The 21,486-nt window shown below is 64.3% G+C and carries 20 protein-coding genes and 1 tRNA gene; 5 read left to right on the top strand and 16 right to left on the bottom strand.

The genetic code is table 11. The annotated features are described in order from the left end of the window. Positions 1 to 30 precede the first annotated feature (30 nt). Positions 31 to 1,377 (top strand): Na+/H+ antiporter family protein, encoded by a 1,347-nt coding sequence (locus tag ACZ46Y_RS08625; RefSeq protein ID WP_311953117.1) that lies wholly within the window; start codon positions 31 to 33, stop codon positions 1,375 to 1,377. On the opposite strand, the gene ACZ46Y_RS08620 is transcribed toward ACZ46Y_RS08625, so the two are convergent. The 7 genes from ACZ46Y_RS08620 to ACZ46Y_RS08590 form a co-directional block, all read right to left on the bottom strand. Continuing rightward, positions 1,374 to 2,135, bottom strand: a complete 762-nt coding sequence (locus ACZ46Y_RS08620) for an RNA methyltransferase (RefSeq protein ID WP_311953114.1) — start codon at positions 2,133 to 2,135, stop codon at positions 1,374 to 1,376. The genes ACZ46Y_RS08625 and ACZ46Y_RS08620 overlap by 4 nt on opposite strands. A gap of 131 nt (positions 2,136 to 2,266) precedes the next feature. Then, positions 2,267 to 3,910 carry a chaperonin GroEL gene (groL, locus tag ACZ46Y_RS08615; RefSeq protein ID WP_311953111.1) on the bottom strand — a complete coding sequence of 548 codons (1,644 nt, stop codon included), beginning with the start codon at positions 3,908 to 3,910 and terminating at the stop codon, positions 2,267 to 2,269. A gap of 56 nt (positions 3,911 to 3,966) precedes the next feature. Then, positions 3,967 to 4,260: a co-chaperone GroES gene (locus tag ACZ46Y_RS08610; RefSeq protein ID WP_311882108.1), complete on the bottom strand. Its 294-nt coding sequence runs from the start codon at positions 4,258 to 4,260 to the stop codon at positions 3,967 to 3,969. 242 nt (positions 4,261 to 4,502) lie between these two features. Then, positions 4,503 to 5,045, bottom strand: coding sequence for an FxsA family protein (locus ACZ46Y_RS08605; RefSeq protein ID WP_311953109.1), 543 nt, complete (start codon positions 5,043 to 5,045; stop codon positions 4,503 to 4,505). A 190-nt stretch (positions 5,046 to 5,235) separates the two neighbouring features. Further along, the gene (locus ACZ46Y_RS08600; RefSeq protein ID WP_311953107.1) at positions 5,236 to 6,246 is read right to left on the bottom strand and encodes a hypothetical protein; all 1,011 of its coding nucleotides are present in this window, start codon (positions 6,244 to 6,246) and stop codon (positions 5,236 to 5,238) included. 91 nt (positions 6,247 to 6,337) lie between these two features. Beyond that, positions 6,338 to 6,967 carry a hypothetical protein gene (locus ACZ46Y_RS08595; RefSeq protein ID WP_311953105.1) on the bottom strand — a complete coding sequence of 210 codons (630 nt, stop codon included), beginning with the start codon at positions 6,965 to 6,967 and terminating at the stop codon, positions 6,338 to 6,340. Between the two features lie 236 nt (positions 6,968 to 7,203). Continuing rightward, positions 7,204 to 7,288: transfer RNA gene (locus ACZ46Y_RS08590), tRNA-Leu, on the bottom strand. A 100-nt stretch (positions 7,289 to 7,388) separates the two neighbouring features. On the opposite strand from ACZ46Y_RS08590, the gene ACZ46Y_RS08585 reads away from it, so the two are divergent. Further along, entirely contained in the window at positions 7,389 to 8,144 is a 756-nt protein-coding gene (locus tag ACZ46Y_RS08585; protein WP_311953104.1) for a ComF family protein, read from the top strand. 31 nt (positions 8,145 to 8,175) lie between these two features. Further along, complete coding sequence (locus tag ACZ46Y_RS08580) at positions 8,176 to 9,144, top strand: serine/threonine protein kinase (protein WP_311953102.1); 969 nt, start codon at positions 8,176 to 8,178, stop codon at positions 9,142 to 9,144. 59 nt (positions 9,145 to 9,203) lie between these two features. Here ACZ46Y_RS08580 and ACZ46Y_RS08575 read toward each other — a convergent pair whose 3' ends face one another. Then, positions 9,204 to 9,806, bottom strand: a complete 603-nt coding sequence (locus tag ACZ46Y_RS08575; protein ID WP_311953099.1) for a hypothetical protein — start codon at positions 9,804 to 9,806, stop codon at positions 9,204 to 9,206. Between the two features lie 225 nt (positions 9,807 to 10,031). On the opposite strand from ACZ46Y_RS08575, the gene folE reads away from it, so the two are divergent. Together folE and ACZ46Y_RS08565 are read left to right on the top strand one after the other, a co-directional pair. Beyond that, entirely contained in the window at positions 10,032 to 10,592 is a 561-nt protein-coding gene (gene folE, locus ACZ46Y_RS08570) for a GTP cyclohydrolase I FolE (protein ID WP_311953097.1), read from the top strand. A gap of 101 nt (positions 10,593 to 10,693) precedes the next feature. Further along, positions 10,694 to 12,151, top strand: a complete 1,458-nt coding sequence (locus tag ACZ46Y_RS08565; protein WP_311953094.1) for an NAD-dependent succinate-semialdehyde dehydrogenase — start codon at positions 10,694 to 10,696, stop codon at positions 12,149 to 12,151. 95 nt (positions 12,152 to 12,246) lie between these two features. Here the strand turns inward: ACZ46Y_RS08565 and ACZ46Y_RS08560 are convergent, their stop codons facing one another. The 8 genes from ACZ46Y_RS08560 to dsbD form a co-directional block, all read right to left on the bottom strand. Further along, positions 12,247 to 12,996 carry an IS5 family transposase gene (locus ACZ46Y_RS08560; protein WP_464380033.1) on the bottom strand — a complete coding sequence of 250 codons (750 nt, stop codon included), beginning with the start codon at positions 12,994 to 12,996 and terminating at the stop codon, positions 12,247 to 12,249. Positions 12,997 to 13,087: 91 nt separating this feature from the next. Continuing rightward, the gene (gene purH / locus ACZ46Y_RS08555; RefSeq protein ID WP_311956344.1) at positions 13,088 to 14,668 is read right to left on the bottom strand and encodes a bifunctional phosphoribosylaminoimidazolecarboxamide formyltransferase/IMP cyclohydrolase; all 1,581 of its coding nucleotides are present in this window, start codon (positions 14,666 to 14,668) and stop codon (positions 13,088 to 13,090) included. 55 nt (positions 14,669 to 14,723) lie between these two features. Continuing rightward, on the bottom strand, positions 14,724 to 15,017 hold the full coding sequence (gene fis / locus ACZ46Y_RS08550) for a DNA-binding transcriptional regulator Fis (RefSeq protein ID WP_311956385.1): 294 nt from the start codon (positions 15,015 to 15,017) through the stop codon (positions 14,724 to 14,726). Between the two features lie 14 nt (positions 15,018 to 15,031). Next, on the bottom strand, positions 15,032 to 16,069 hold the full coding sequence (gene dusB, locus ACZ46Y_RS08545; protein WP_311956345.1) for a tRNA dihydrouridine synthase DusB: 1,038 nt from the start codon (positions 16,067 to 16,069) through the stop codon (positions 15,032 to 15,034). A gap of 16 nt (positions 16,070 to 16,085) precedes the next feature. Continuing rightward, positions 16,086 to 17,009, bottom strand: a complete 924-nt coding sequence (gene prmA, locus ACZ46Y_RS08540; RefSeq protein ID WP_311956346.1) for a 50S ribosomal protein L11 methyltransferase — start codon at positions 17,007 to 17,009, stop codon at positions 16,086 to 16,088. A 78-nt stretch (positions 17,010 to 17,087) separates the two neighbouring features. Further along, a complete protein-coding gene (gene accC / locus ACZ46Y_RS08535; RefSeq protein ID WP_311956347.1) occupies positions 17,088 to 18,428 on the bottom strand; it encodes an acetyl-CoA carboxylase biotin carboxylase subunit in 1,341 nt (446 codons plus the stop codon). Positions 18,429 to 18,459: 31 nt separating this feature from the next. Next, entirely contained in the window at positions 18,460 to 18,936 is a 477-nt protein-coding gene (accB, locus tag ACZ46Y_RS08530) for an acetyl-CoA carboxylase biotin carboxyl carrier protein (protein ID WP_311956348.1), read from the bottom strand. Positions 18,937 to 19,450: 514 nt separating this feature from the next. After that, the gene (gene dsbD / locus ACZ46Y_RS08525) at positions 19,451 to 21,424 is read right to left on the bottom strand and encodes a protein-disulfide reductase DsbD (protein ID WP_376717592.1); all 1,974 of its coding nucleotides are present in this window, start codon (positions 21,422 to 21,424) and stop codon (positions 19,451 to 19,453) included. Positions 21,425 to 21,486: the final 62 nt, after the last annotated feature.

Here is a 21,486-nt window from a genome sequence, read left to right as displayed (position 1 = left end):
TCTCACTCCTGACGTTTCTGGATATTGCCGATGAACGCAGTCATTCTCGCCGTCCTGGTGATGGTCGCTCTCGCGCTGGCGCGGGTTTCCGTGGTGTTTGCCCTGGTGCTGGGGGCGCTGGTGGGCGGGATCGCCGGTGGGCTGACGCTTGAACAAACCCTTGATGCTTTTAATGAGGGCGTGGGAGGCGGCGCGCAGGTGGCGCTTGCCTACGCCACGCTGGGTGCATTTGCCGTGGCTATTTCGCGCTCGGGCCTGCCGGACATGCTGGCTCGTCGGCTGATCAGCATGTTGGGCCAGGAAGCCGACGCCGCCCGCCAGGCCCGGGTCAAGTACCTGCTGCTGGGGGCCGTGCTGCTGGTGGCCATCTCGTCCCAGAACCTGATCCCCGTGCATATCGCCTTTATCCCTATCCTGATTCCGCCGCTTTTGAAGGTGATGAACCAGCTGCACCTGGACCGCCGGGCCATTGCCTGCGCGCTGACGTTTGGCCTGACTGCCCCTTACATGCTGCTGCCGGTGGGCTTCGGCTCGATTTTTCTCAACGACATACTGCTTGCCAACATCAACAGTGCCGGCGCGCCGCTGGGCCTTGAGATCACCCGAGGCATGCTGCCGCTTGCCATGGCGGTGCCCGTGGGCGGCATGGCCGTGGGGCTCGCCGTGGCGGTGTTTATAAGCTACCGCCGGCCGCGCACCTACGAAACTCGGGAAGTGGCCGGCATCGGTGCCGGCGACGGCCATACTGTCCCCGCGCCCCACGCGCTGGGGCTGGTGATGTCCGGGCTTGCCATTGTGGCCGCCCTTGGCCTGCAGCTTTACAGCGGCTCGATGATTCTCGGCGGCCTGGTGGGCATTGCGCTTTTATCCCTGGGCGGCATCTTCAAATGGCGCGAGGCCGACGACCTTTTCACCAGCGGCATGCGCATGATGGCGCTGATCGGCTTTATCATGATCTCTGCCGCCGGCTTTGCCGAGGTGATGAAAACCACCGGTGAGATCGACGCCCTGGTTCAGGGGGCCTTTGCCCTGTTTGGCGATAACCGCGGCCTGGCCGCCATTGCCATGCTGCTGGTGGGGCTGTTCATTACCCTGGGGATCGGCTCGTCGTTTTCTACCATTCCCATCATCGCCGCTATTTTCGTGCCGCTGGCGGTGCAGTTCGGCTTCTCGCCGCTGGCCACCACGGTGCTGGTGGGCACGGCGGCGGCGTTGGGGGATGCCGGCTCGCCGGCGTCGGACTCCACCCTGGGGCCGACCTCGGGGCTCAACATCGACGGCCAGCACGACCACATCATGGGCAGCGTGGTGCCGACGTTTTTGCACTATAACCTGCCGATGATTGCCTTTGGCTGGGCGGCGGCGATGCTACTCTAACCGTCCCCCTCGTTGGCTCTCTCGGGATCGTCTGGGCTTTCGGGTTCCAGAGCGCTGAGCAGGCCCCTGAGTAGCGAAAGCTCGCGGCGCGAGGGCTCGGCCCGGGCAAACAGCGCCTGCAGCTGCTCTTCGGTGCGGGCGTGGGGCTGGGTCAAAAAGCCGCTTTTCTCCATCACCTCGTGCAGGTGGCGCTGAAAGTGGCCGAACTGCTCCCGGGTGGGCGGCGTGGCTTGGGTCGGCGTCTGGTAAATAAAGCCGCTGTCTTCCCGAGTGCGCCAGGCCCGGTGAAGCTCGTAGGCGAGTATCTGCACCGCTTGGGAGAGGTTGAGGATGCCGTAGTCGGGATTGGCGGGGATGCTGACCTGATGGGTGCAGCAGCGGATCTCGGCGGTGGTCAGCCCCGAGCGCTCGCGGCCAAATACCAGCGCCACCGGGGCGCTTTGGGCGTTATGTAACGCGCTTTGCGCCATGGCGTCGGGCTCGTCGAAGTGGGGAAGCGGCAGGCTGCGCAGCCGGGCGCTGGCGCCGATGACCTGCACGCAGTCGGCCACGGCCTCATCAAGCGACTCGACCACTCGGGCATTGTCCACTACGTCGGCGGCGCCGGCGGCAAGCCGGGTGGCCTCGTCGTCGGGAAACGCCCGGGGGTTGACCAGCACAAGCTCGGCAAGCCCCATGGTCTTCATCGCCCGGGCGGCGGCGCCGATATTGCCAGGGTGGAAGGTCTGCACCAGCACGATGCGGAGTCGGGATAGCACAACAGCGCCTCCTGAGTGATGGAAACGAGGGCCGGAAAGGCCATGAAAACAGAAAAACCCCGCCGCAGCGGGGTTTTTTTTACGGGCGAGCCTTTCAGGAAGACTCGCGGGTCAGGCGTGGGCTTGACGGCTTACATCATGCCGCCCATTCCGCCCATGCCACCCATACCGCCCATGTCCGGCGCGGCTTCCTGCTCGTCCGGATCGTCGGCGATCATGCACTCGGTGGTGATCATCAGGCCGGCGACGGAGCCCGCTGACTGCAGCGCGCTGCGGGTCACCTTGGCCGGGTCGATCACGCCCATTTCGAACAGGTCGCCAAACTCGCTGGTCTGGGCGTTGTAGCCGAAGTTGCCTTCGCCGTCCTTGATGCGGTTGATGATGACCGCGGGCTCTTCGCCGGCGTTGATGACGATCTGGCGCAGCGGCGCTTCCATGGCGCGCAGGGCCATGTTGATGCCGTGGTTCTGGTCTTCGTTGTCGCCGGTCAGGCCCTTGACCTTGGTCAGCACGCGCACCAGGGCGGTACCGCCGCCGGGCACGACGCCTTCCTCGACCGCGGCGCGGGTAGAGTGCAGGGCGTCTTCCACCCGGGCTTTCTTCTCTTTCATCTCGACTTCGGAAGCGGCACCCACGCGGATGACGGCGACGCCGCCGGCCAGCTTGGCCACGCGCTCCTGGAGCTTTTCCTTGTCGTAGTCGGAGGAGGTTTCCTCGATCTGGGCGCGGATCTGGCTGACGCGCGCTTCGATGTCCGCCTCGGCACCGTTACCGTCGATGATGGTGGTGTTTTCCTTGGACATGGTCATGCGCCGAGCAGTGCCCAGGTGGTCAAGGGTCACCTGCTCGAGGGTCAGACCGACTTCTTCGGAAATCACCGTGCCGCCGGAAAGAATCGCGATGTCCTGAAGCATGGACTTGCGACGGTCGCCGAAGCCGGGCGCCTTGGCGGCGGCGACCTTGACGATGCCGCGCATGTTGTTGACCACCAGAGTGGCCAGCGCTTCGCCTTCGATGTCTTCGGCGATGATGGCGAGCGGCTTGCTGGACTTGGCGACGGCTTCCAGAGTCGGCAGCAGTTCGCGGATGTTGGAGATCTTCTTGTCGACCAGCAGGATATAGGGGTCTTCAAGCTCAACCGCCATGGTTTCCTGGTTGGTGACGAAGTAGGGCGAGAGGTAGCCGCGATCGAACTGCATGCCTTCGACCACTTCCAGCTCGTTGTCAAAGCCGCGACCTTCGTCGACGGTGATGACGCCTTCCTGGCCGACTTTCTGCATGGCGTCAGCGATGATCGCGCCGATGTCCTTGTCGCCGTTGGCGGAAATGGTGCCCACCTGGGCGATGGAGCTGGTCTCGGTGCAGGGCACGGACAGCGCCTGGATTTCCTTGACCGCGGCGGTGACGGCGTGGTCAATGCCGCGCTTGAGGTCCATGGGGTTCATGCCGGCGGTGACGCCTTTGAGGCCTTCGGCAACGATGGCCTGGGCCAGAACGGTGGCGGTGGTGGTGCCGTCACCGGCGGCGTCGGACGTCTGGGAAGCCACTTCCTTGACCATCTGCGCGCCCATGTTCTCGAACTTGTCCTTGAGCTCGATTTCCTTGGCCACGGAAACGCCGTCCTTGGTCACGGTCGGCGCGCCAAAGGATTTGTCCAGCACGACGTTGCGGCCCTTGGGGCCAAGCGTGGCCTTCACCGCGTTGGCGAGGACGTCAACGCCACGAGTCATGCGTTTGCGAGCATCATCGGAGAACTTGACTTGTTTAGCTGCCATGTTGATTTTTCCTGAATGGTGAAACGGTCAACGGGAAACGTAAAAGCGCGGGGCGGTTAGCCTTCCACAACGGCCAGGACGTCGGCTTCGCTCATGATCAGGACTTCTTCGCCGTCGATTTCTTCCTTTTCGACGCCAAAGCCGTCCTTGAAGATCACGGTGTCGCCGACTTTCACGTCCAGCGGGCGCACATCGCCGCTGTCGAGAATCCGGCCGTTACCCACTGCCAGCACTTCGCCGCGGGTGGGTTTTTCCTGGGCGTTGCCCGGAAGCACGATGCCGCCAGCGGTGGTCTGTTCTTCTTCGACGCGACGGATAACGACGCGGTCGTGCAAGGGACGGATATTCATTCACGCTCTCCTGGTATTGACGATAAGTCTCGACAAAATGCCTTTACAGGCGATTTTCATGGCGCTCTTGCCGGGCAGGCCGGCAGGAGCCGAAGGCACAACGTACCCTCTTTGTTACTGACGGAGCCCTGCAGGCTCCGTCGATTCCGTGTGCTGGCTAAAAAATGGGGGCTGGCAGCTTCCTTTCAAGGGGCGTAAATGAAAAAAAGCGACTTTTTTCATGACGCTAGCGCCTAAGCCCGCTAACGCCGCCGCGACGCCTCGTCCCGGGCGATGAATTCGCCTTCCAGCGCATCGTCTTCCTGCTGATGGCGGCCGCCGGTGGGCGAGTCTTTTTGGCGATGCCGCGGACGGGCGTTGTTCCAGTCGCTGGGGTCCCCGGCCTGGCGGTGAGCGTGGGAGGACGGCCCTTCTTGCCGGTAGCCGGCCATGCTTGCGCGAAAACCAAGCCAGGTGAGCAGTTTGAACAGCAGGCGTCGGGCGTTGGGAATCAAACAGGCAAGGCCCAGGGCGTCGGACAAAAATCCCGGTGCCATGAGCAGGGCACCGCCGAAAATGAGCGCGGCGCCGGTCGCAAGCTCGTTTGAGGGCAGCTCGCCGGCGTTGAGGCGCGCCCGCGCCCGGGCAAACGTATAGGCGCCTTCGCGGCGGATCAGATGCAGGCCGCCGATGCCGGTGATCAGCACCAGCGCCAGGGTGGCCAACAGCCCGATCTGGCCGCCGATGCTGAACAGCACGACAAAATCGAGCAGGGTAAACAGGGTGATGAAAAGCAATATCGGCATGGGCTGGCTCCGGCTCGCTCAAGCTGTATTCCAAAGGCGCGACAAGGTGAGTAGGGTTGAGTGGCGCTGTTTTAAAAATCGTTTTCACGATCGCTTCGAGGTCGTTTTCCGTCACGTTGTTGAGATCGTTGCCCAGAATATGGTGGCAGCATGCGGGTAAAACAAGCGCTCGACCGGCCGTACAGGCGGGTCAGTTGAAGTAATTCCGGGAAAGCCGGCGCTGAAAGTACATTTCCAGGCGCAGGGTCATGGCCCAGCGCGATTCGTAGCTGGCGTCGCGTGGGAAGTGTAGCTCGGGGATGACATCGGCAAACAGCACGCCCTTGTGCAGATCGCGCCGGTAGCGGGTCTGTAGATAGTAGTCGGTCATGCGCGGGTTAGACGCGCTTGAGCCGATGGCAATGGCGGAGTAGCGCAGCGCGCTGCGGCGGTTGATCCGATGGTTGAGCTCGGCGCTTTCGCCGTACTCTAGGGTGTCTTCCTCTTCGCGCCACTGCACGTTGGTGATAAAGCGCAGGTGACGGGAGGCGGACAGCGGGCGGCCGACGTCCCAGCGGGTACGCGCCGAGTAGCCGTTGTGGTTGAACCAGGAAAGACGGTTGTCGGACTCCAGCTGCCAGGGGCCGTCGCTTAGCTGCCACAGGCGTTTGCTGGTGAAGCGCACGTAAGGGTCCAGCGGCAGGCGCAGGCGTACGCCGGCGCTTACGCGGTTACTCCAGCTCTTGCGTTTGTCGCTGCTTTCAAGCCAACCCAGGCCCAGCGTTGAGGTACGCCGGTCGCGCTGGTCGTTGGCCAGCCTTCCTGACCCCTGCTCGGCAAGCGTCCCCTGGGTTTCCTCGGGGTCGCTTTCAATGATCAGCCGCAGGCGCTCTTCCGCGGTGGGCAAGTCGACCCGGTAGCGCAGATTGAAATCGTTATCTACGCCGTCGCCTTCCATCCAGTCGACCTCGTGGCCGATGCGAAGGTAGGACTCGTTGTCGACGTCGTGGCTTTCCGGGGTGCCAAAAAAACCGTCGAGGCTGCGCGAAGTATTGTCGACCCAGGTGCCCAGGCTGTTGCGCAGCGGCTCGACTTGCTCGATGGCCCAGTCGGGCAGGTCGCTATCGGTCGGCGCGGCGGAGTCGCCGGATTCGGCGCCGGCATGGCCGGATAAGGCGCAAGCCAGCGGCGTCAATAACAGGTAGGTAAAGCGTAATCTCATGCCGCGTTATCCAGGCATCGGGTGCGGCACGATACCGGCGCCGTAACGACGCCGGCAGGCCATCCCTGAGTTGTGGTGATGACTTCCGGGGTCAGTATACCTTGTGTATTTCGATATCTTTCACCCATTCCAGTACGCGCTTGCGCTGACGCTTGCTGCTCATGCGGTGGGTGTCGATGGTGCTGGGAGTTAATTGGCGCTCAGGGGGTTGAGAAAGGTCCATTTCGAAAGTACGCCAGGCACCGGTGGGCATGTCTTCGGAGCCGTAGATAGCAACGACGCGTATGCCAAGGCAGAGGCCTTCCTGGTCCAGGATGTCGTTGTCGAGCTCCCAGTAGCGAAGAATCTGGTGCAAAATCGAGTTGAACGTCTCGACGTGCAGATGGTTGCCGGAAGCCAGCGGTCCCTGGTGAGTGCGATAGCCACCTTTTACCTCCTCATCGCCTTCCTGCTGGTATTCGACCACGTCCAGGCTGTAACTTTTATCCCGGGTGTGCAGCACGGCGATCAGGTGCTGTACGTAAATGGCTTCGACACTCATGTTGCTGATCAGGCACAGGGCTTCCATGCCGACGCCCTTGCCGCGGTTGATGATGATCCGCGGACGCCGTTGGCGCGCGTAGCCGTCGTACAGCAGCTGGGCATAAAATATCCACACGAACACCGTCACGACACTGGTAACAGCCGAGATGGCCTGACTGTTTTCGTTGAGCCAATCCATTGGTTTTCCTTATTTTAAGCCTGGATAATTGAAACCGATTGTAGTCAGAAAGGCAGGCAAGAAACAGAGCAATACGCCCGAAATAGACAACGTTTTTGCCCGAGTTCAGGTAAGCAGCGGCGTTTGGAATCGGCAAGTAAGGGCGGGGGGAACGCCCGATATTTGGCTACTGGCTGTCTGATTTTGGGCAGGGAGGCTTATGAAAAGCAGTAAAATCAGTGGGTTACATTATAAGCTGGTGCGGATGGGGAGACTTGAACTCCCACGCCTTGCGGCACTAGAACCTAAATCTAGCGTGTCTACCAATTCCACCACATCCGCAGATCGAATGCGGATTTTACTGACCATGAGCGTAAAGTCAACGCTGGCGGGGAGCGTCGAATAGCCCGCGAGAGTTCGGGACAGCGAAGGGGGGACGGAGGTGCGCCCACTCATTGACAAAAAACGTGTGGCGAACGGCCGGGCGGCGGGTAACAGGGTGGCCGGTGCGCTGGCGACGCTGGAAAAGCACCTGCGCCGCGCCATGCCCGGGCACTGCGCGTTCTGCCTGGGCGAGCCGGCGCCGGAGCAAAGCTGGTGTATGCCTTGCTATCGGGAGCTTGCCTGGAACCGCAACGGCTGTTGCCTGTGTGCCGAGCCGCTGAGCCGGGCGCAGGCGCTGTGCCGCCGCTGCCGCGCGGCGTCGCCGGCATTTGCGCGCGCCCGGGTGCCGCTAGTGTATCAGGGGGCGGTGCGCGAGCTGGTGCAGGACTTCAAGTTTCATGCCTCGCCGCGCGCCGGCACGCTGCTGGTGGAGCTGTTTGTCTCGGCGCTGGATGAGACGCCAGCGGAGGCGCTGGTGCCGGTGCCGCTGCACCCGGCGAGGGCGCGGCAGCGCGGCTTTAACCAGGCCCGGTGGCTTGCCGGCCAGCTGGGCACGCGCCTGGGCCTTCCCGTGATTGAGGCGAGCCGCCGGGTCGATACGCCCAGCCAGCGCCCGCTCTCTCGCGGCGAGCGTTTTGCCAACCTGGCGGAGGCTTTCGCGGTGGCAACGCCGTTACCCGAGCGGGTGGCTCTGGTCGACGACGTCATGACCACCGGCGCTACGGTCAACGCCCTGGCGCTGGCCGCTCGCCGGGCCGGCGCCCGGGAAGTGGTGGTCTACGCGCTGGCGCGTACATCGCTGGGCGCGTCCTGATACCATGGCGTTTTGCCCGGCGGAGACTTCCATGAATCACGCGTTTAGCGCCTTATCGCCGTCTGTTGTTATGGCGGCCATCGAGTCGGTCGGCGTGTATCCGGCCGGCGAGCCCTTTGCGCTGAACAGCTACGAAAATCGCGTGCTGATGTTTCGCGATGACGACGGCGGGCGCTGGGTGGTCAAGTTCTACCGCCCCGAGCGCTGGACGGCGGCCGCTATTCAGGAAGAGCACGACTACCTGCTCGAACTTCACGCCGCCGGGGTCAGCGTGGCACCGCCGGTGCGCCTGGACGGCGGAAACACGCTGCATCGGTTCGACGGCTTTATCTTTACGCTGTTTCCCCAGCGGCCGGGCCAGGCGCCGGAGCTTGACAACCCCGCCCACCTGTTTGCGCTGGGCGGGCTGCTCGGGCGGCTGCACAACGTCGCCGGTCGACGCGCCTTTACCCATCGGCCGCGACTGTCACCGGCGGCGGACACCGCCCGGGCAAGCGCCGACGTGCTCGCCAGCGGCTGGCTGGGCAAGCAGCAGCGGCGCGCCTACGAAGCGGTGACGCATCGCCTGGTGAAGGCGCTGGAAGGCTACGCCATGCCGGCACTGACGCGCTGCCACGGCGACTGCCACCTGGGCAACATCCTGGGGCGCGACGAGGCCTTTACCCTGGTGGACTTCGATGACTGCCTGATGGCGCCGGCCGTCCACGATATCTGGATGCTGCTGCCCACGGGCGAGCCCGACGCCTGGCGCGCCCAGCTCAGCGAAATCAGCGAAGGCTACGAAGAAGAGCGGGCGTTTCCCCAGGAGCAGCTTGAGCTGATCGAGCCGCTGCGCAGCCACCGCATGGTGCGCCACAGCGCCTGGCTGGCGGCGCGCTGGGAAGACCCCGCTTTCCCCCGGGCGTTTCCCTGGCTTGGCGAAAGCGGCTACTGGGACGCGCATATTCGCCAGCTGGAGCAGCAGCGGGTGCGGCTGGAAACAACGCGCTGGCTCGCCTGAAGGCAGGCGAGCCCGAGAGATAGAGGCTATCCGGCTTTAGAGCAGTGCCACGACTGTAATCAGTCCCCGGCGCTCTGGCTATCTTCGGGGTCGGGCCGCTCTGAGGGAATCGGGTTGGCCACGCCTGCACCGCTGGCTTCGCGACGCTGCTTGTTGATTTCTTCCGAGGGGTTGGCCTGCTCGGTGATCTCAAGCGGCGCGCCCAGGGTCAGGGTAAAGGCGTGCCCGGCGGGCAGGCGGCAGTCGTCGCCCTCACACTGAATGCCGTACTGGCCGTCGCTATCGTAGGCCGCGGCGTCTATTTCGCCGGAAAAAATCGAGCTGGTGGCACTGTCAGTTTCGATGCAGGTGACGTCGTGTGTGGTGATGCGCATGCGGTCATCGTCACGCTGGGCGTCGCCGACGATGACGCAGTACTCGGGCAGGGTGGCTGAGGCCTGGCTAATATCAGCCGGTCTTAATAAAATGCCTTCCTGGCGAGACTCGCCCCCGGCAAAGCTGATGGTATCGACGACTTCCACGTCCACGGTAGCATCGCTTGGCAGGCTGAGCGTGGCGGCAAAGGCGCCGGCCGGGGCGGCCAGCAGCGCCGCTAACAGGGCGCCAGCGCCCGTGCGGGCAGACATGCAGGCGGAGAAGAGAGGCATGTTGATGGAAGGCATAGCGGAGTCTCGCGTGTTGGGTAGCTACGGATTAACGGGTCAATAATGCCGGCGATTATATCACAGCATGAGGTTTTGCCGATGACCCGCCAACGCCAGCCGCCCGAGCGCCACGCGCCAGACAACATTGCCGGCTGCCTGCTGTATAGTCTTGCCCGTTCTCGGGGTGTTCGCCAGGCCAACGCCCCGGGATGACTCACAAGAATGACCAACGAGACCCTATTGATGACTAATGAGACCGATGCAATAGCCCAGCATTACCGCCAGATCATGGAGCAGCTGGGGGAGGACCCCGATCGTGAAGGGCTCAAGGACACCCCCAAACGCACGGCCAAGGCCATGCAGTTCTTGACCGCGGGTTACCACCAGACGCTTGACGAAGTCGTCAACGGCGCGGTGTTCGACTCCCATACAGACGAGATGGTGCTGGTCAAGGATATTGAGCTATATTCCATCTGCGAGCACCATCTGCTGCCCTTTATCGGCAAGTGCCACGTGGCCTATATGCCCAACGGCAAGGTGCTGGGGCTGTCCAAGTTTGCCCGGATCACCGACATGTTCGCCCGCCGCCTGCAGATCCAGGAAAATCTGACGCTGCAGATCGCCGAGGCGGTTCAGAGCGTGACTCAGGCTCGCGGCGTAGCGGTGGTGATCGAAGCCCAGCATCTGTGCATGATGATGCGCGGCGTAGAAAAGCAGAACTCGAGCATGTCGTCCTCGGTAATGCTCGGGACCTTCCGCAGTAATCAGTCCACTCGCCAGGAATTCTTGACGCTGATCAGCTAAGCACCGGCAAGCTTTGTTTTCTTGGTCATGAAGAGTATTTCGTCCTAGCATGAAGGCGACGGTCTTTCATGCTTAACGCCACGAACTGGTCTGGAGCACTCATGGAATCGCTAAAAGAGACCCAGCTTTACTGTCCGTTTGCCTACATTGACGGCAGCTGGGTGGCCGCTGACAGCGGCGAGCAAATCAGCGTCTACAACCCGGCGACCGGGGATCTCATCGGTAACGTGCCGCGCCTTGGCGGAGACGAAACCCGGCGCGCCATTGACGCCGCCGATGCCGCCTTGCCCGCCTGGCGCGGGATGACCGCCCTGGAGCGCGGCGACCTGCTGCTCAAGTGGTACGGGCTGATGCTCGAGCACCAGCAGGACCTGGCCATGCTGATGACCCACGAGCAGGGCAAACCGCTCAAGGAAGCCGAGGGCGAGATTGCCTACGCCGCCAGCTTTCTGCGCTGGTTCGCCGAAGAGGGGCGGCGCGCCTACGGCGAAACCGTGCCCGCGGCCAAGGTCAACCAGCGTATCGTGGTGACCAAGCAGCCGGTGGGCGTAGTGGGCGCCATCACCCCGTGGAATTTTCCTGCGGCAATGATCACGCGCAAGGCCGGGGCGGCGCTTGCCGCCGGCTGTACCATCGTGGTCAAGCCCGCCAGCCAGACGCCGTTTTCGGCCACGGCCCTGGCACTGCTGGCCGAGCGGGCGGGTATCCCCCGCGGCGTATTCAACGTGGTGCCCGGCAGCGCCAGGGACATCGGCCAGGCCATGACCCACTCGCCCAAGGTGCGCAAGATTACCTTTACCGGCTCCACTGAGGTCGGCAGCCAGCTGATGTCCCAGGCCGCCGAGCACGTGCAGAAAATCTCCCTGGAGCTTGGCGGCAACGCGCCCTTCATTGTCTTTGAAGACGCCGACCTGGACGCCGCGGTGGAAGGCGCCATGGCCGCCAAGTTCCGCAACACCGGGCAAACCTGCATCTGCACCAACCGCTTTCTGGTACAGACAAGCGTGGTCAATGCCTTCTGCGAAAAGCTCGCGGTGGCCATGCACAGCGAACTCCACGTGGGCGACGGCGAGGAAGCCAGCAACAATATTGGTCCGCTGATCGACGAGGATGCCGTCAACAAAGTCAACGAGCACGTCAAGGACGCCGTGGATAAAGGTGCCGAGCTATTGCTGGGCGGCCATCCGCACCCGCTGGGCGGCAACTTCTTCTCGCCGACGCTGATCAGCGCGGCGACCGCGGACATGCGCGTGGCCCAGGAAGAGACCTTCGGCCCGCTGGCGGCGGTTTTCCCCTTCGATGACGAAGAAACCGCCGTGGCCATGGCCAACGACACCCGCTACGGCCTGGCCTCGTATTTCTATTCCCGGGATTTGGCGCGCACCTGGCGCGTTGCCGATGCGCTGGAGTACGGCATGGTAGGGATCAATACCGGAGCGATCTCCAACGCCGCGGCGCCGTTTGGCGGTATGAAAGCCTCGGGGCTGGGGCGCGAGGGCGGCCACCAGGGGCTGGATGAATACCTCGAGACCAAGTACCTGTGCATGGATATCAGCTAGGCCGGGCGATGCCCCGCAGATAAAAAAAACCGGCGACCCCTTTTACCCGGGGCCGCCGGTTTTTTTGTGCCTGGCGCCTAGGGCCTGTTGACGTTTCACATTGGTAGCCATAAAAAGCCGCATGCCAAGGCCACCATGCTTTCGTAATTTCGTTTGAGCTTATCGTAGCGCGTCGCAATGGCGCGATACGGTTTCAATCGAGCAAAGGCATTCTCAACCAGATGCCGGTAGCGATATAACCCTCTGTCCAGATTGGCATTTCCTTTTTTCGAGTTACGCCTGCGTGGAATGACGGCAGCCATTCCTTTGGCTTCGACCTGCTCACGGATACGTTCACTGTCATAGCCTTTGTCAGCCACCAGCGCGTCACCTGCCGGCAAACCGTCAATCAATGCCTGGGCTTCCGTGCTGTCGTGCACTTCACCCCCGGTTATTCTGAAGGCGATCGGCAACCCATAAGCATCCACGGCCAAGTGGATCTTGCTGGTATTGCCTGCACGACTTTTGCCAATGGCTTCTGCGTCTTCCGTGGCAGCTCCAGTGCTGTCTTGGTGAGCCTTGACGTAGGAGCCATCAATGAACAGCCACTCAACATCAGGATCTTCCACCAGAGAGCTGAAAATCCTCATCAGCTTTCCACTCGCTGACCAGGCGTTGAAACGCTTGTAGACCGTGTTCCAAAGGCCAAACACCTCTGGTAGGTCTCGCCACGGGCAGCCAGTGCGCATCCGATAAAGGATGCCTTCCACCGTGGTACGCAAGTCGGCCTTGTCATAAATACCTTGTTGAAGCAGGATAAGTTTCAGCTTCGACCAGTGTTCATCCGTGAGCATTTGTCGGGGCATGGCAGGCTTGCAGTTTGTTGGCGTAGGAACCTTTATTCTGCGAGCTTGCCCCTATCCTGCCAATACCCCTGCCATGAAACGTCAACAGACCCTAGTGGCGGAAGTGGCGCATGCCGGTAAACACCATGGCGATGCCGGCCTCGTTGGCAGCGTCGATGACTTCCTGGTCGCGCACGGAGCCGCCGGGCTGAATGACCGCGGTAATGCCGGCCTGGGCGGCGGCGTCGATGCCGTCGCGGAAGGGGAAGAAGGCGTCCGAGGCCATCACCGAGCCGGGCACCGGCAGGTTTTCGTCGGCGGCCTTGAGGCCGGCGATTTTGGCCGAATAGACGCGGCTCATCTGCCCCGCGCCCACGCCCACGGTCTGCCCTTCCCTGGCGTAGACGATGGCGTTGGACTTGACGAACTTGGCCACCCGCCAGGCGAAGATCAGGTCATTGAGCTCCTGCTCCGAGGGCGCGCGCTCGCTGACCACCCTGAGCGCGTCCCGGCCCACCGTGCCCCGGTCGCGCTCCTGCACCAAGAGCCCGCCGTTGACGCGCTTGTAGTCCAGTGCCGCTTCGGCCTGACTGCCCGGCCAGCCGGCGCTGGCGTCAAGCAGGCGCACGTTGGGCTTTTTCGCGACGATGGCCGCGGCGTCCTCGTTGATCCCCGGGGCGATGATCACCTCGACGAACTGGCGGTCGATGATGCGCTGCGCGGTCTCGGCGTCGAGCGCCACGTTGAAGGCGATAATGCCGCCGAAGGCGCTGGTGGGGTCGGTCTGAAAGGCCCGGTCGTAGGCATCAACGGCGCTTTGGCCCACGGCCGCGCCGCAGGGGTTGGCGTGCTTGACGATCACGCAGGCGGTGTCGTCAAAGGCCTTTACGCACTCGAAGGCGGCGTCGGTGTCGGCGATGTTATTAAACGAAAGCGGTTTGCCCTGGCGGGTTTGCGCAGTGGCGACGCCGGGCTCCGAGGCGTCGGGCTCGACGTAGAAGGCGGCGTTCTGGTGGGGGTTTTCACCGTAGCGCATGTCCTGCTTTTTGGCCAGCTGCAGGTTGAAGGTGCGCGGAAAGTCGGCGTCGTCGGCGCTCACCCGGCGGCCCAGATAGTCGGCAATGGCGCCGTCGTAGCCGGCGGTGTGCTCGAACGCCTTGACCGCCAGATTAAAGCGCGCGGTGGCGCCGATGCTGCCCGCCCGGGCGGCCAGCTCGTCCAGCACCCGAGCGTAGTCACAGGCGTTGACCACCACGGTGGTGTGGGCGTGGTTCTTGGCGCAGGCGCGCAGCATGGCCGGCCCGCCGATGTCGATGTTCTCGACGGCGTCTTCAAGCGTGCAGTCGGGGTTGGCTACGGTGTCGGCAAAGGGGTAAAGGTTGACCACCACCATGTCGATGGGCGCGATGTCGTTTTCCGCCATGACCGCGTCGTCCTGCCCCCGCCGGGCGAGAATGCCGCCGTGGATTTTGGGGTGCAGGGTCTTGACCCGCCCGTCCATGATTTCCGGGAAGCCGGTGTGCTCGGAGACTTCTCTGACCGGGAGGTCGTTTTTCGCGAGCAGTCGGAAGGTGCCGCCGGTGGACAAAAGCTCGACGCCGTGCTCGTGCAGCCCGCGAGCAAAGTCGACGATGCCGGTTTTATCGGAAACGCTCAGCAGAGCGCGGCGAACGGGGGACGCGGTAGTAGCCATCAAACTCTCTCATCAAACTTTCGTAGGCAGTGGGTCAGATAGAAAACAGCGGCGCCTAGGGGGCGCTGTCGATAAGTCCGTAATGCTTGAGCTTCTTGCGCAGGGTGCCGCGGTTCAACCCCAGCACCTGGGCGGCGCGGGTCTGGTTGCCGTGAGTATACTCCAGCACGGCGGCCAGCAGCGGCGTTTCCACCTCGGCCATGACCATGGCGTAAAGGTCGCTGGTTTCACCGCCGTCAAGGTGTTCAAAGTAGCGCCGCATGGAAGCCTCCACGGCGTCGCGCAGCGGCTTGGGCGGCGCCTCTGGCGGCGTGCTGCCGAGCGCAGCGGCGTCCGGGTGAGCGGGCATCGGGTTGCGATCCGTCATGCGGCGTGGCCTCCTTTGGCTGACAGGCGCGCGGCGGCATCCGGCACCGTGAAAGTGTCCATCCAGTCAAACTGCGTCGCCGGGGTCTCCAGGGCGTTGAACTGCTTTTTCAGGGCGCGCTGCTGCTCCGGCGTAAAGCGCGTATCGGCGGCGAGGTACCAGCCCAGGTGCTTGCGCGCGATGCGCACGCCCATATAGTCGCCGTAAAATTCGTGCAGCGCGGCCAGGTGTTCGCCCAGCACCCGGGCGCGTTCGCCGAGCGTGGGGGCGGCCATCGGCGTGCCGTGATCAAGATAGCGGTTGATCTGCTGGAATATCCACGGGTTGCCCTGGGCGCCGCGGCCGATCATCAGCGCGTCGGCCCGAGTATACGCCAGCACCCGGGCGGCTTTTTCGGGGGTGTCGATATCGCCGTTGGCAAATACCGGCAGCCCCACCCGGGACTTCACCGCGGCGATGGTGTCGTATTCGGCCTCTCCGGCGTAGCGCTGCTGGCGGTGGCGGCCGTGTACGGCAAGCGCCTGGATGCCGGCGTCTTCGGCGATGCCGGCCACGCGCACGGCGTTGTTGCTGTCGGCGCACCAGCCGGTGCGGATTTTCAGCGTCACCGGGATGTCGACCGCAGCGACCACGGCGTTGACGATCTCCGCCACCAGCCGCTCGTCGCGCATCAGAGCCGAGCCCGCGGCCTTGTTGCAGACTTTTTTCGCCGGGCAGCCCATGTTGATGTCGATGACTTCGGCGCCCAGCTCGGCGTTCAGGCGGGCGGCCTCGGCGAGCATGTCGGCGTCGCCGCCGGCAATCTGCACTACCCGAGGCGCGGGCTCGCCGCGGTGATCCATGCGCTGGCGGGATTTGCGCGTGTTCCAAAGCGATGGATCGGAGGTGACCATTTCCCCAACCACCCAGCCGGCGCCCAGCCGCCGGCACAGCTGGCGGAAGGGGCGGTCGGTAACGCCGGCCATGGGCGCCAGTATCGCGCGGTTGGGCAGCGTATAGGGGCCAATGGCAACGGCGGAAGTGGGTGATGTCATAGCGTCAGTCCGGGCGTTAATGCGGGCGCGTGCCGGTCAGGCGCACCCAGCCTTCGCGGTGCGCCGGCTCGTCCATGATAAGCCCACGGGCCCGGTAGGCGTCGAGCACTTCGTCGGCCTGGTGCTCAAGGATCCCGGAAAGCGCGAGCCGCCCGCCGGGGGCCACGCGCCCGGCAATGGCCGGGGCCAGCTCCACCAGCGGGCCGGCAAGGATATTGGCCACCACCAGGGGGTAGCCGGCCTCGGGGTGCTGACGGTCGAGCTCTTCGGGGTAGTAAAGCGCCAGGTCGTCGTGGCTGACGGCGTTGCGTTCGGCGTTGTCACGGCTGGCCTGGAGCGCCTGGGGATCGATATCGGTGCCCGTCGCGTGACGCGCGCCGAGCCTGAGCGCGGCGATGGCCAGAATCCCCGAGCCGCAGCCCACGTCCAGCACCTGGGTGCCGGCAAGCTCGCCGTTGACGGCCAGCTCATCCAGCCAGGCCAGGCACAGCGCCGTGGTGGGGTGAGTGCCGGTGCCGAAGGCAAGGCCGGGGTCGAGGACCAGGTTGATCGCATCCGGCGCCGGCGGTTCGTGCCAGCTGGGCACGATCCACAGCCGCTCGCCCATCTTGAGCGGCTCGAAGGCGTCCATCCATTCGCGCTCCCAGTCGCGGTCGGCCACCAGCTCGTAGTCGATCGCGGGGCAGGGCTCGCCGGGCAGCCGTTCGGCCCAGGCGGCGTGAATGCGCTCGAGCATCTCGCCGACGCCTTCCAGGTCGTCATAAAGGCCGATGAGCACGGTGTCCTGCCATAGCGGCGTGGTGCCGCGCTCGGGTTCGAAGACCGGGTCGTCGTCGGCGTCCTGCAGGCTGATGGCGGTAGCGCCCTCGTCGAGCAGCAGGTCTTCGAGCTGTTCGGCGTGTTCCGGGGGGACGTGGGCTTTGAGCTGTAGCCAGGGCATGGGGTCTGTCTCCGCACGGCGGGGAAAAACGCGGGGCAGCCGGCAGCTGCCCCGCGGCGTGTGCTACCCGGCCGGGCGTCAGGATTCCAGCTTTTTTTCCAGGTAGTGGATGGTCACTTCGCCCTGGCGGAAGTAGCTGTCGCGCACCAGATCCTTGTGCAGGTCGATATTGGTCTTGATGCCTTCCACCAGCAGCTCGTCCAGGCCGTTGCGCATCCGCGTCAGGGCAATGTCGCGATCTTCGCCCCAGGTGATCAGCTTGCCGATCAGCGAGTCGTAGTGGGGCGGAACGGTGTAGCCGGTGTACATGTGCGAATCCATGCGCACGCCAAGGCCGCCCGGCGGGTGATAAAGCGTGACCCGGCCCGGCGAGGGCATGAAGGTGCGGGCGTCTTCGGCGTTGATGCGGCACTCGAAGGCGTGGCCGCTGAGCTTGACGTCGTCCTGGGTGATGGAGAGCGGCCAGCCCGAGGCGATGCGCAGCTGCTCCTTGACGATATCCACCCCGGTGACCATTTCCGTGACCGGATGCTCGACCTGTACTCGGGTGTTCATCTCGATAAAGAAGAACTCGCCGTCTTCGTAGAGAAACTCGAAGGTGCCGGCGCCGCGGTAGTTGATGTCGATACAGGCGTCGCGGCAGGCGTTGAGCACTTTTTCCCGGGCCGCGGGGTCGATGCCCGGCGCCGGGGCCTCTTCGAGCACCTTCTGGTGGCGGCGCTGCAGCGAGCAGTCGCGGTCATAGAGGTGGATGGCGTTGCCCTGGCCGTCGGCCAGCACCTGCACTTCGACGTGGCGCGGCTTCTCGAGGAATTTCTCCATGTACACCGTGCCGTCGCCGAACGCCGAGTGCGCCTCGGTGCGGGTGATGCTGATGGCCGAGAGCAGGTAGCCTTCGGTGTGCACCACGCGCATGCCGCGCCCGCCGCCGCCGGAGGAGGCCTTGATGATGACCGGATAGCCGATGCGCCGGGCGGCGGCCAGGTTGGCATCGTCGTCGTCGTCAAGCGGCCCGTTGGAGCCGGGCACGGTGGGCACGCCGGCTGCCTTCATCGCCTTGATGGCGCTGACCTTGTCGCCCATCAGGCGGATGGTCTCCGCCCGCGGGCCGATGAACCGGAAGCCCGAGCGCTCGACCTGCTCGGCAAAGTCGGCGTTTTCCGAAAGAAAGCCGTAGCCGGGATGAATGGCGCTTGCGTCGGTGACTTCGGCGGCGCTGATAAGCGCGGGAATATGCAGATACGACTGGGCCGACGGCGCCGGGCCAATGCAGACGACCTCGTCGGCCAGGCGCACGTGCATGAGCTCGCGGTCGGCCTGGGAGTGCACCGCGACCGTCTTGATGCCCAGCTCCTTGCACGCGCGCAGGATGCGCAGGGCGATTTCGCCGCGGTTGGCGATCAGTACCTTGTCCAGCATGGGAGGATCCACCCGTGTCAAAAATGAAAGATCAGGCGATGACGACCATGGGCTGATCGAACTCTACCGGCTCGCCGTCTTCCACCAGAACGGCTTCGACCACGCCGTCACGGTCGGCTTCGATCTGGTTCATCATCTTCATGGCTTCGACGATGCACACGGTTTCACCTTTCTTCACGCTGGCGCCGACTTCGACAAAGGGCGTGGCACCCGGGGCCGGGCTGCGGTAGAAGGTGCCGACCATGGGCGAGCTTACTGCCTCACCGCGATAGGCCGGCGCCGCCGGGGCTTCTTCCGGTGCCGGCGTGGCGGTGCCGGGAGCGGCGGGGTCGGGTGCCTGGGTCGGGTACGGGTGGGGCGCAAACTGAGCCATGGGCTGGGGCGCGCAGGGGGTGCCGTTGGGGTGGCGGCTGATGCGTACCGACTCTTCGCCTTCCTGAATCTCGATCTCGCTGATGTTGGACTCTTCCAGCAGCTCGATCAGTTTTTTGACTTTACGAATATCCATGAGGGGGTCCCATACTCATTGAAAGTGAAAACGACAAAAGGCATAAGCGACACAGCGTCCGGACAGTGCCGGCGCGCGAAAGTGCAGCGCCCAGGCAAACGGACATGACGGACGGCGGCGTTTAAGTAGCGCCTTCAGGGCGCGCTCAAACGGCGCAGCACGCACGCCTGGCGGGCGTTTCATGCCGCAGTAAACCTGAAAGAAAAATCCCGAGAACGCGGCACGTTAGTGAACGTTGCGGCTCTATTGGCGCCCCGAACCGTGCACCGGGCTCGCGTGCAGGCGAAGTTTGCCGAAAAAAAGGCAGCCTGTCTAGCGCTGCCTGGGTGCCGCCAGGGCTATCGCCATTGGATATGTCCGAGGAGCCGGGGACAGGTCGAAGAGGGGGTTCTACGCCAGGGGTGGCGTAGGTAGCGTCCAGGGATGGATTCACAGCGCCCCCTCGCAGACCTGTTGACGGCTCAATCCGGCGATTGAGCTAACAGCGATAGCATAGGCCTGCAGGAGGGCAGGCTTAGCTGGCTCGGCTATCGAGCCACTGGCCGAGCTTTTCCAGGTGTCCGCTGAACTCGTCGGCGTTCACCTCGCCCTGGATGCGCGCCTGGGTAATTTCCTCGCCGTCGGCAAAGAACAGAAGGCTCGGCGGGCCGAAGAGGTCAAAGGCTTCCAGCAGCTCCCGGGTGCTGTCGTCGGTTTCAGTGACGTCGGCCTGGATCAGCGTGTAGTCGGCAAGCGCGCCTGCGACCCTGGGGTCGGGGTACACCTCGCGCTCCATAACCTTGCACGAGATGCACCACTCGGCGGTGAAGTCGACAAACGCTGGCTCTCCCTTGGCCGCGGCGTCGTCAAGCGCGTCGTCGAGCCCCGCGAGAGTATCCACCCGGGTGAACTGGGGCTCGGCTGCCGTCGCCGGCGCACCGCCGCCAGCACTCATCTGTTGGGTGCCCTGCAGCGGACGCAGCGGGTTTTTATTGCCCTGGGCGGCGCCCAGCAGCAGCGCGATGCCCCAGGCCAGCAGCAGAATGCCCAGGGCCTGGCGCGCCCGGCCCCAGCCTTGGGGCTGGTTGAACTGCAGCGCCCCCAGCGCCAGCGCCGAGCCCACGGCCAGCGCCGCCCACAGCATCAGCGCAATGGGCGCTGCCACCAGCCGTTCGATCATCCACACGGCGACCCCCAGCAGCAGCAGGCCGAAGGCAATCTTGACGCCGTTCATCCAGGCGCCGGAGCGCGGCAGCAGCGTGGCGCCAAAGGTGCCCGCGAGCAGCAGCGGCAGGCCCATGCCGAGCCCCAGGGCAAACAGCACCATCCCGCCGAGCACGCCGTCGCCGGTGGACGAAATGAATACCATGGCGCCGGCCAGCGGGGCGGTCACGCAGGGCGAGACCACCAGCACCGAGAGCGCCCCGGCCACGGCAATCCCCAGCGGGCCGCTCTGCTGGGCGCGGTTTTGCCAGGCGTCCACCTTGCCGGCAATGCGCGGTGACATGCGCAGCTCAAAGGCGCCGAACATGGCCAGCGCAAAGAGCGTGAACAGCACCGCAAAGGTGATCAGCACCGGCGCCGACTGCAGGTGCGCCTGGAGGTTGAGTCCGGCGCCGAATAGCCCCATCAGCACGCCGACCAGCGCATAGGTCAGCGCCATGCCCAGCACGTAGCTTGCCGAGAGCACGAAGGCCCGGGGGCGGGTGGGGTTCTGGCCGACGATGATCGACGACATGATCGGCAGCATGGGCAGCACGCAGGGCGTGAACGTAAGCCCCAGCCCGGCGAGGAAGAAAAGGCCCAGCGCCAGCGGCAGGCTAGCCTCGTCGAGCAGGGTGGCAAAGCGGCGGTCTTCGCTTTGCGGGCCGCTGAACCCGGCATCCGCGGCGTCGTCTTTGGCAATATCGGACGCCGGGGTCTCTTCACTATCCGCGGCTTCGTTAGCCGGCGCTTCGCTATCCGGGAAAGAAGCGGCGTCACTGGCTACCGGTGACGCTTCGCCGCCAGGGGAAGCCTCATCGATGGGCGAGGCCTGGTCGCTGGCAGCGGCTTCGCCGGCATCGACAAAGGCTGCCGGGGTCGCGGTCTCGGCGGCTTCGAGGGTCATGCGCTCGGGCGGGTAGCAAAGCCCGGCGTCGGCGCAGCCCTGAAACGTCAGCTCGACGTCAAAGGGGCCGTTATACGCCTCTTCCAGGGGCGCCTCGAATACCACGGTGTCGCGGAAGGTGTAGACATCGCCGAGGTATTCGTCGGTGATGAAGGTGCCCGGCGGAAGCTCGGGCTCGCCGAGGCTGACGTCCAGGGACTGGCTCTCGACGGCGAACTGGTGGCGGTAGAGGTAGTAGTCTTCGGCGGCTTCGACGCCGATATACAGGGTGTCGCCGTCGTGCCAGGCGCTGGGCTGAAAGGCCTCGCGCACGGGCAGGAAATCACTCTGGTCATCGCCGGAGAGCCACTGGGCCTGGGCGAGCCCCGGGGGTAGCAAGACGAGCAGCGCAGCAGCCAGAAGCCAGAGGGCTTGGCAGCGCCGCAGCGCGGCGGGCAGGCGGAAATGGAATAGCACGGAAT

Source organism: Halomonas garicola, from assembly GCF_055382465.1.
Note: the sequence above shows the minus strand (reverse complement) of the source record. Positions and strands in the feature narration are given on the sequence as shown.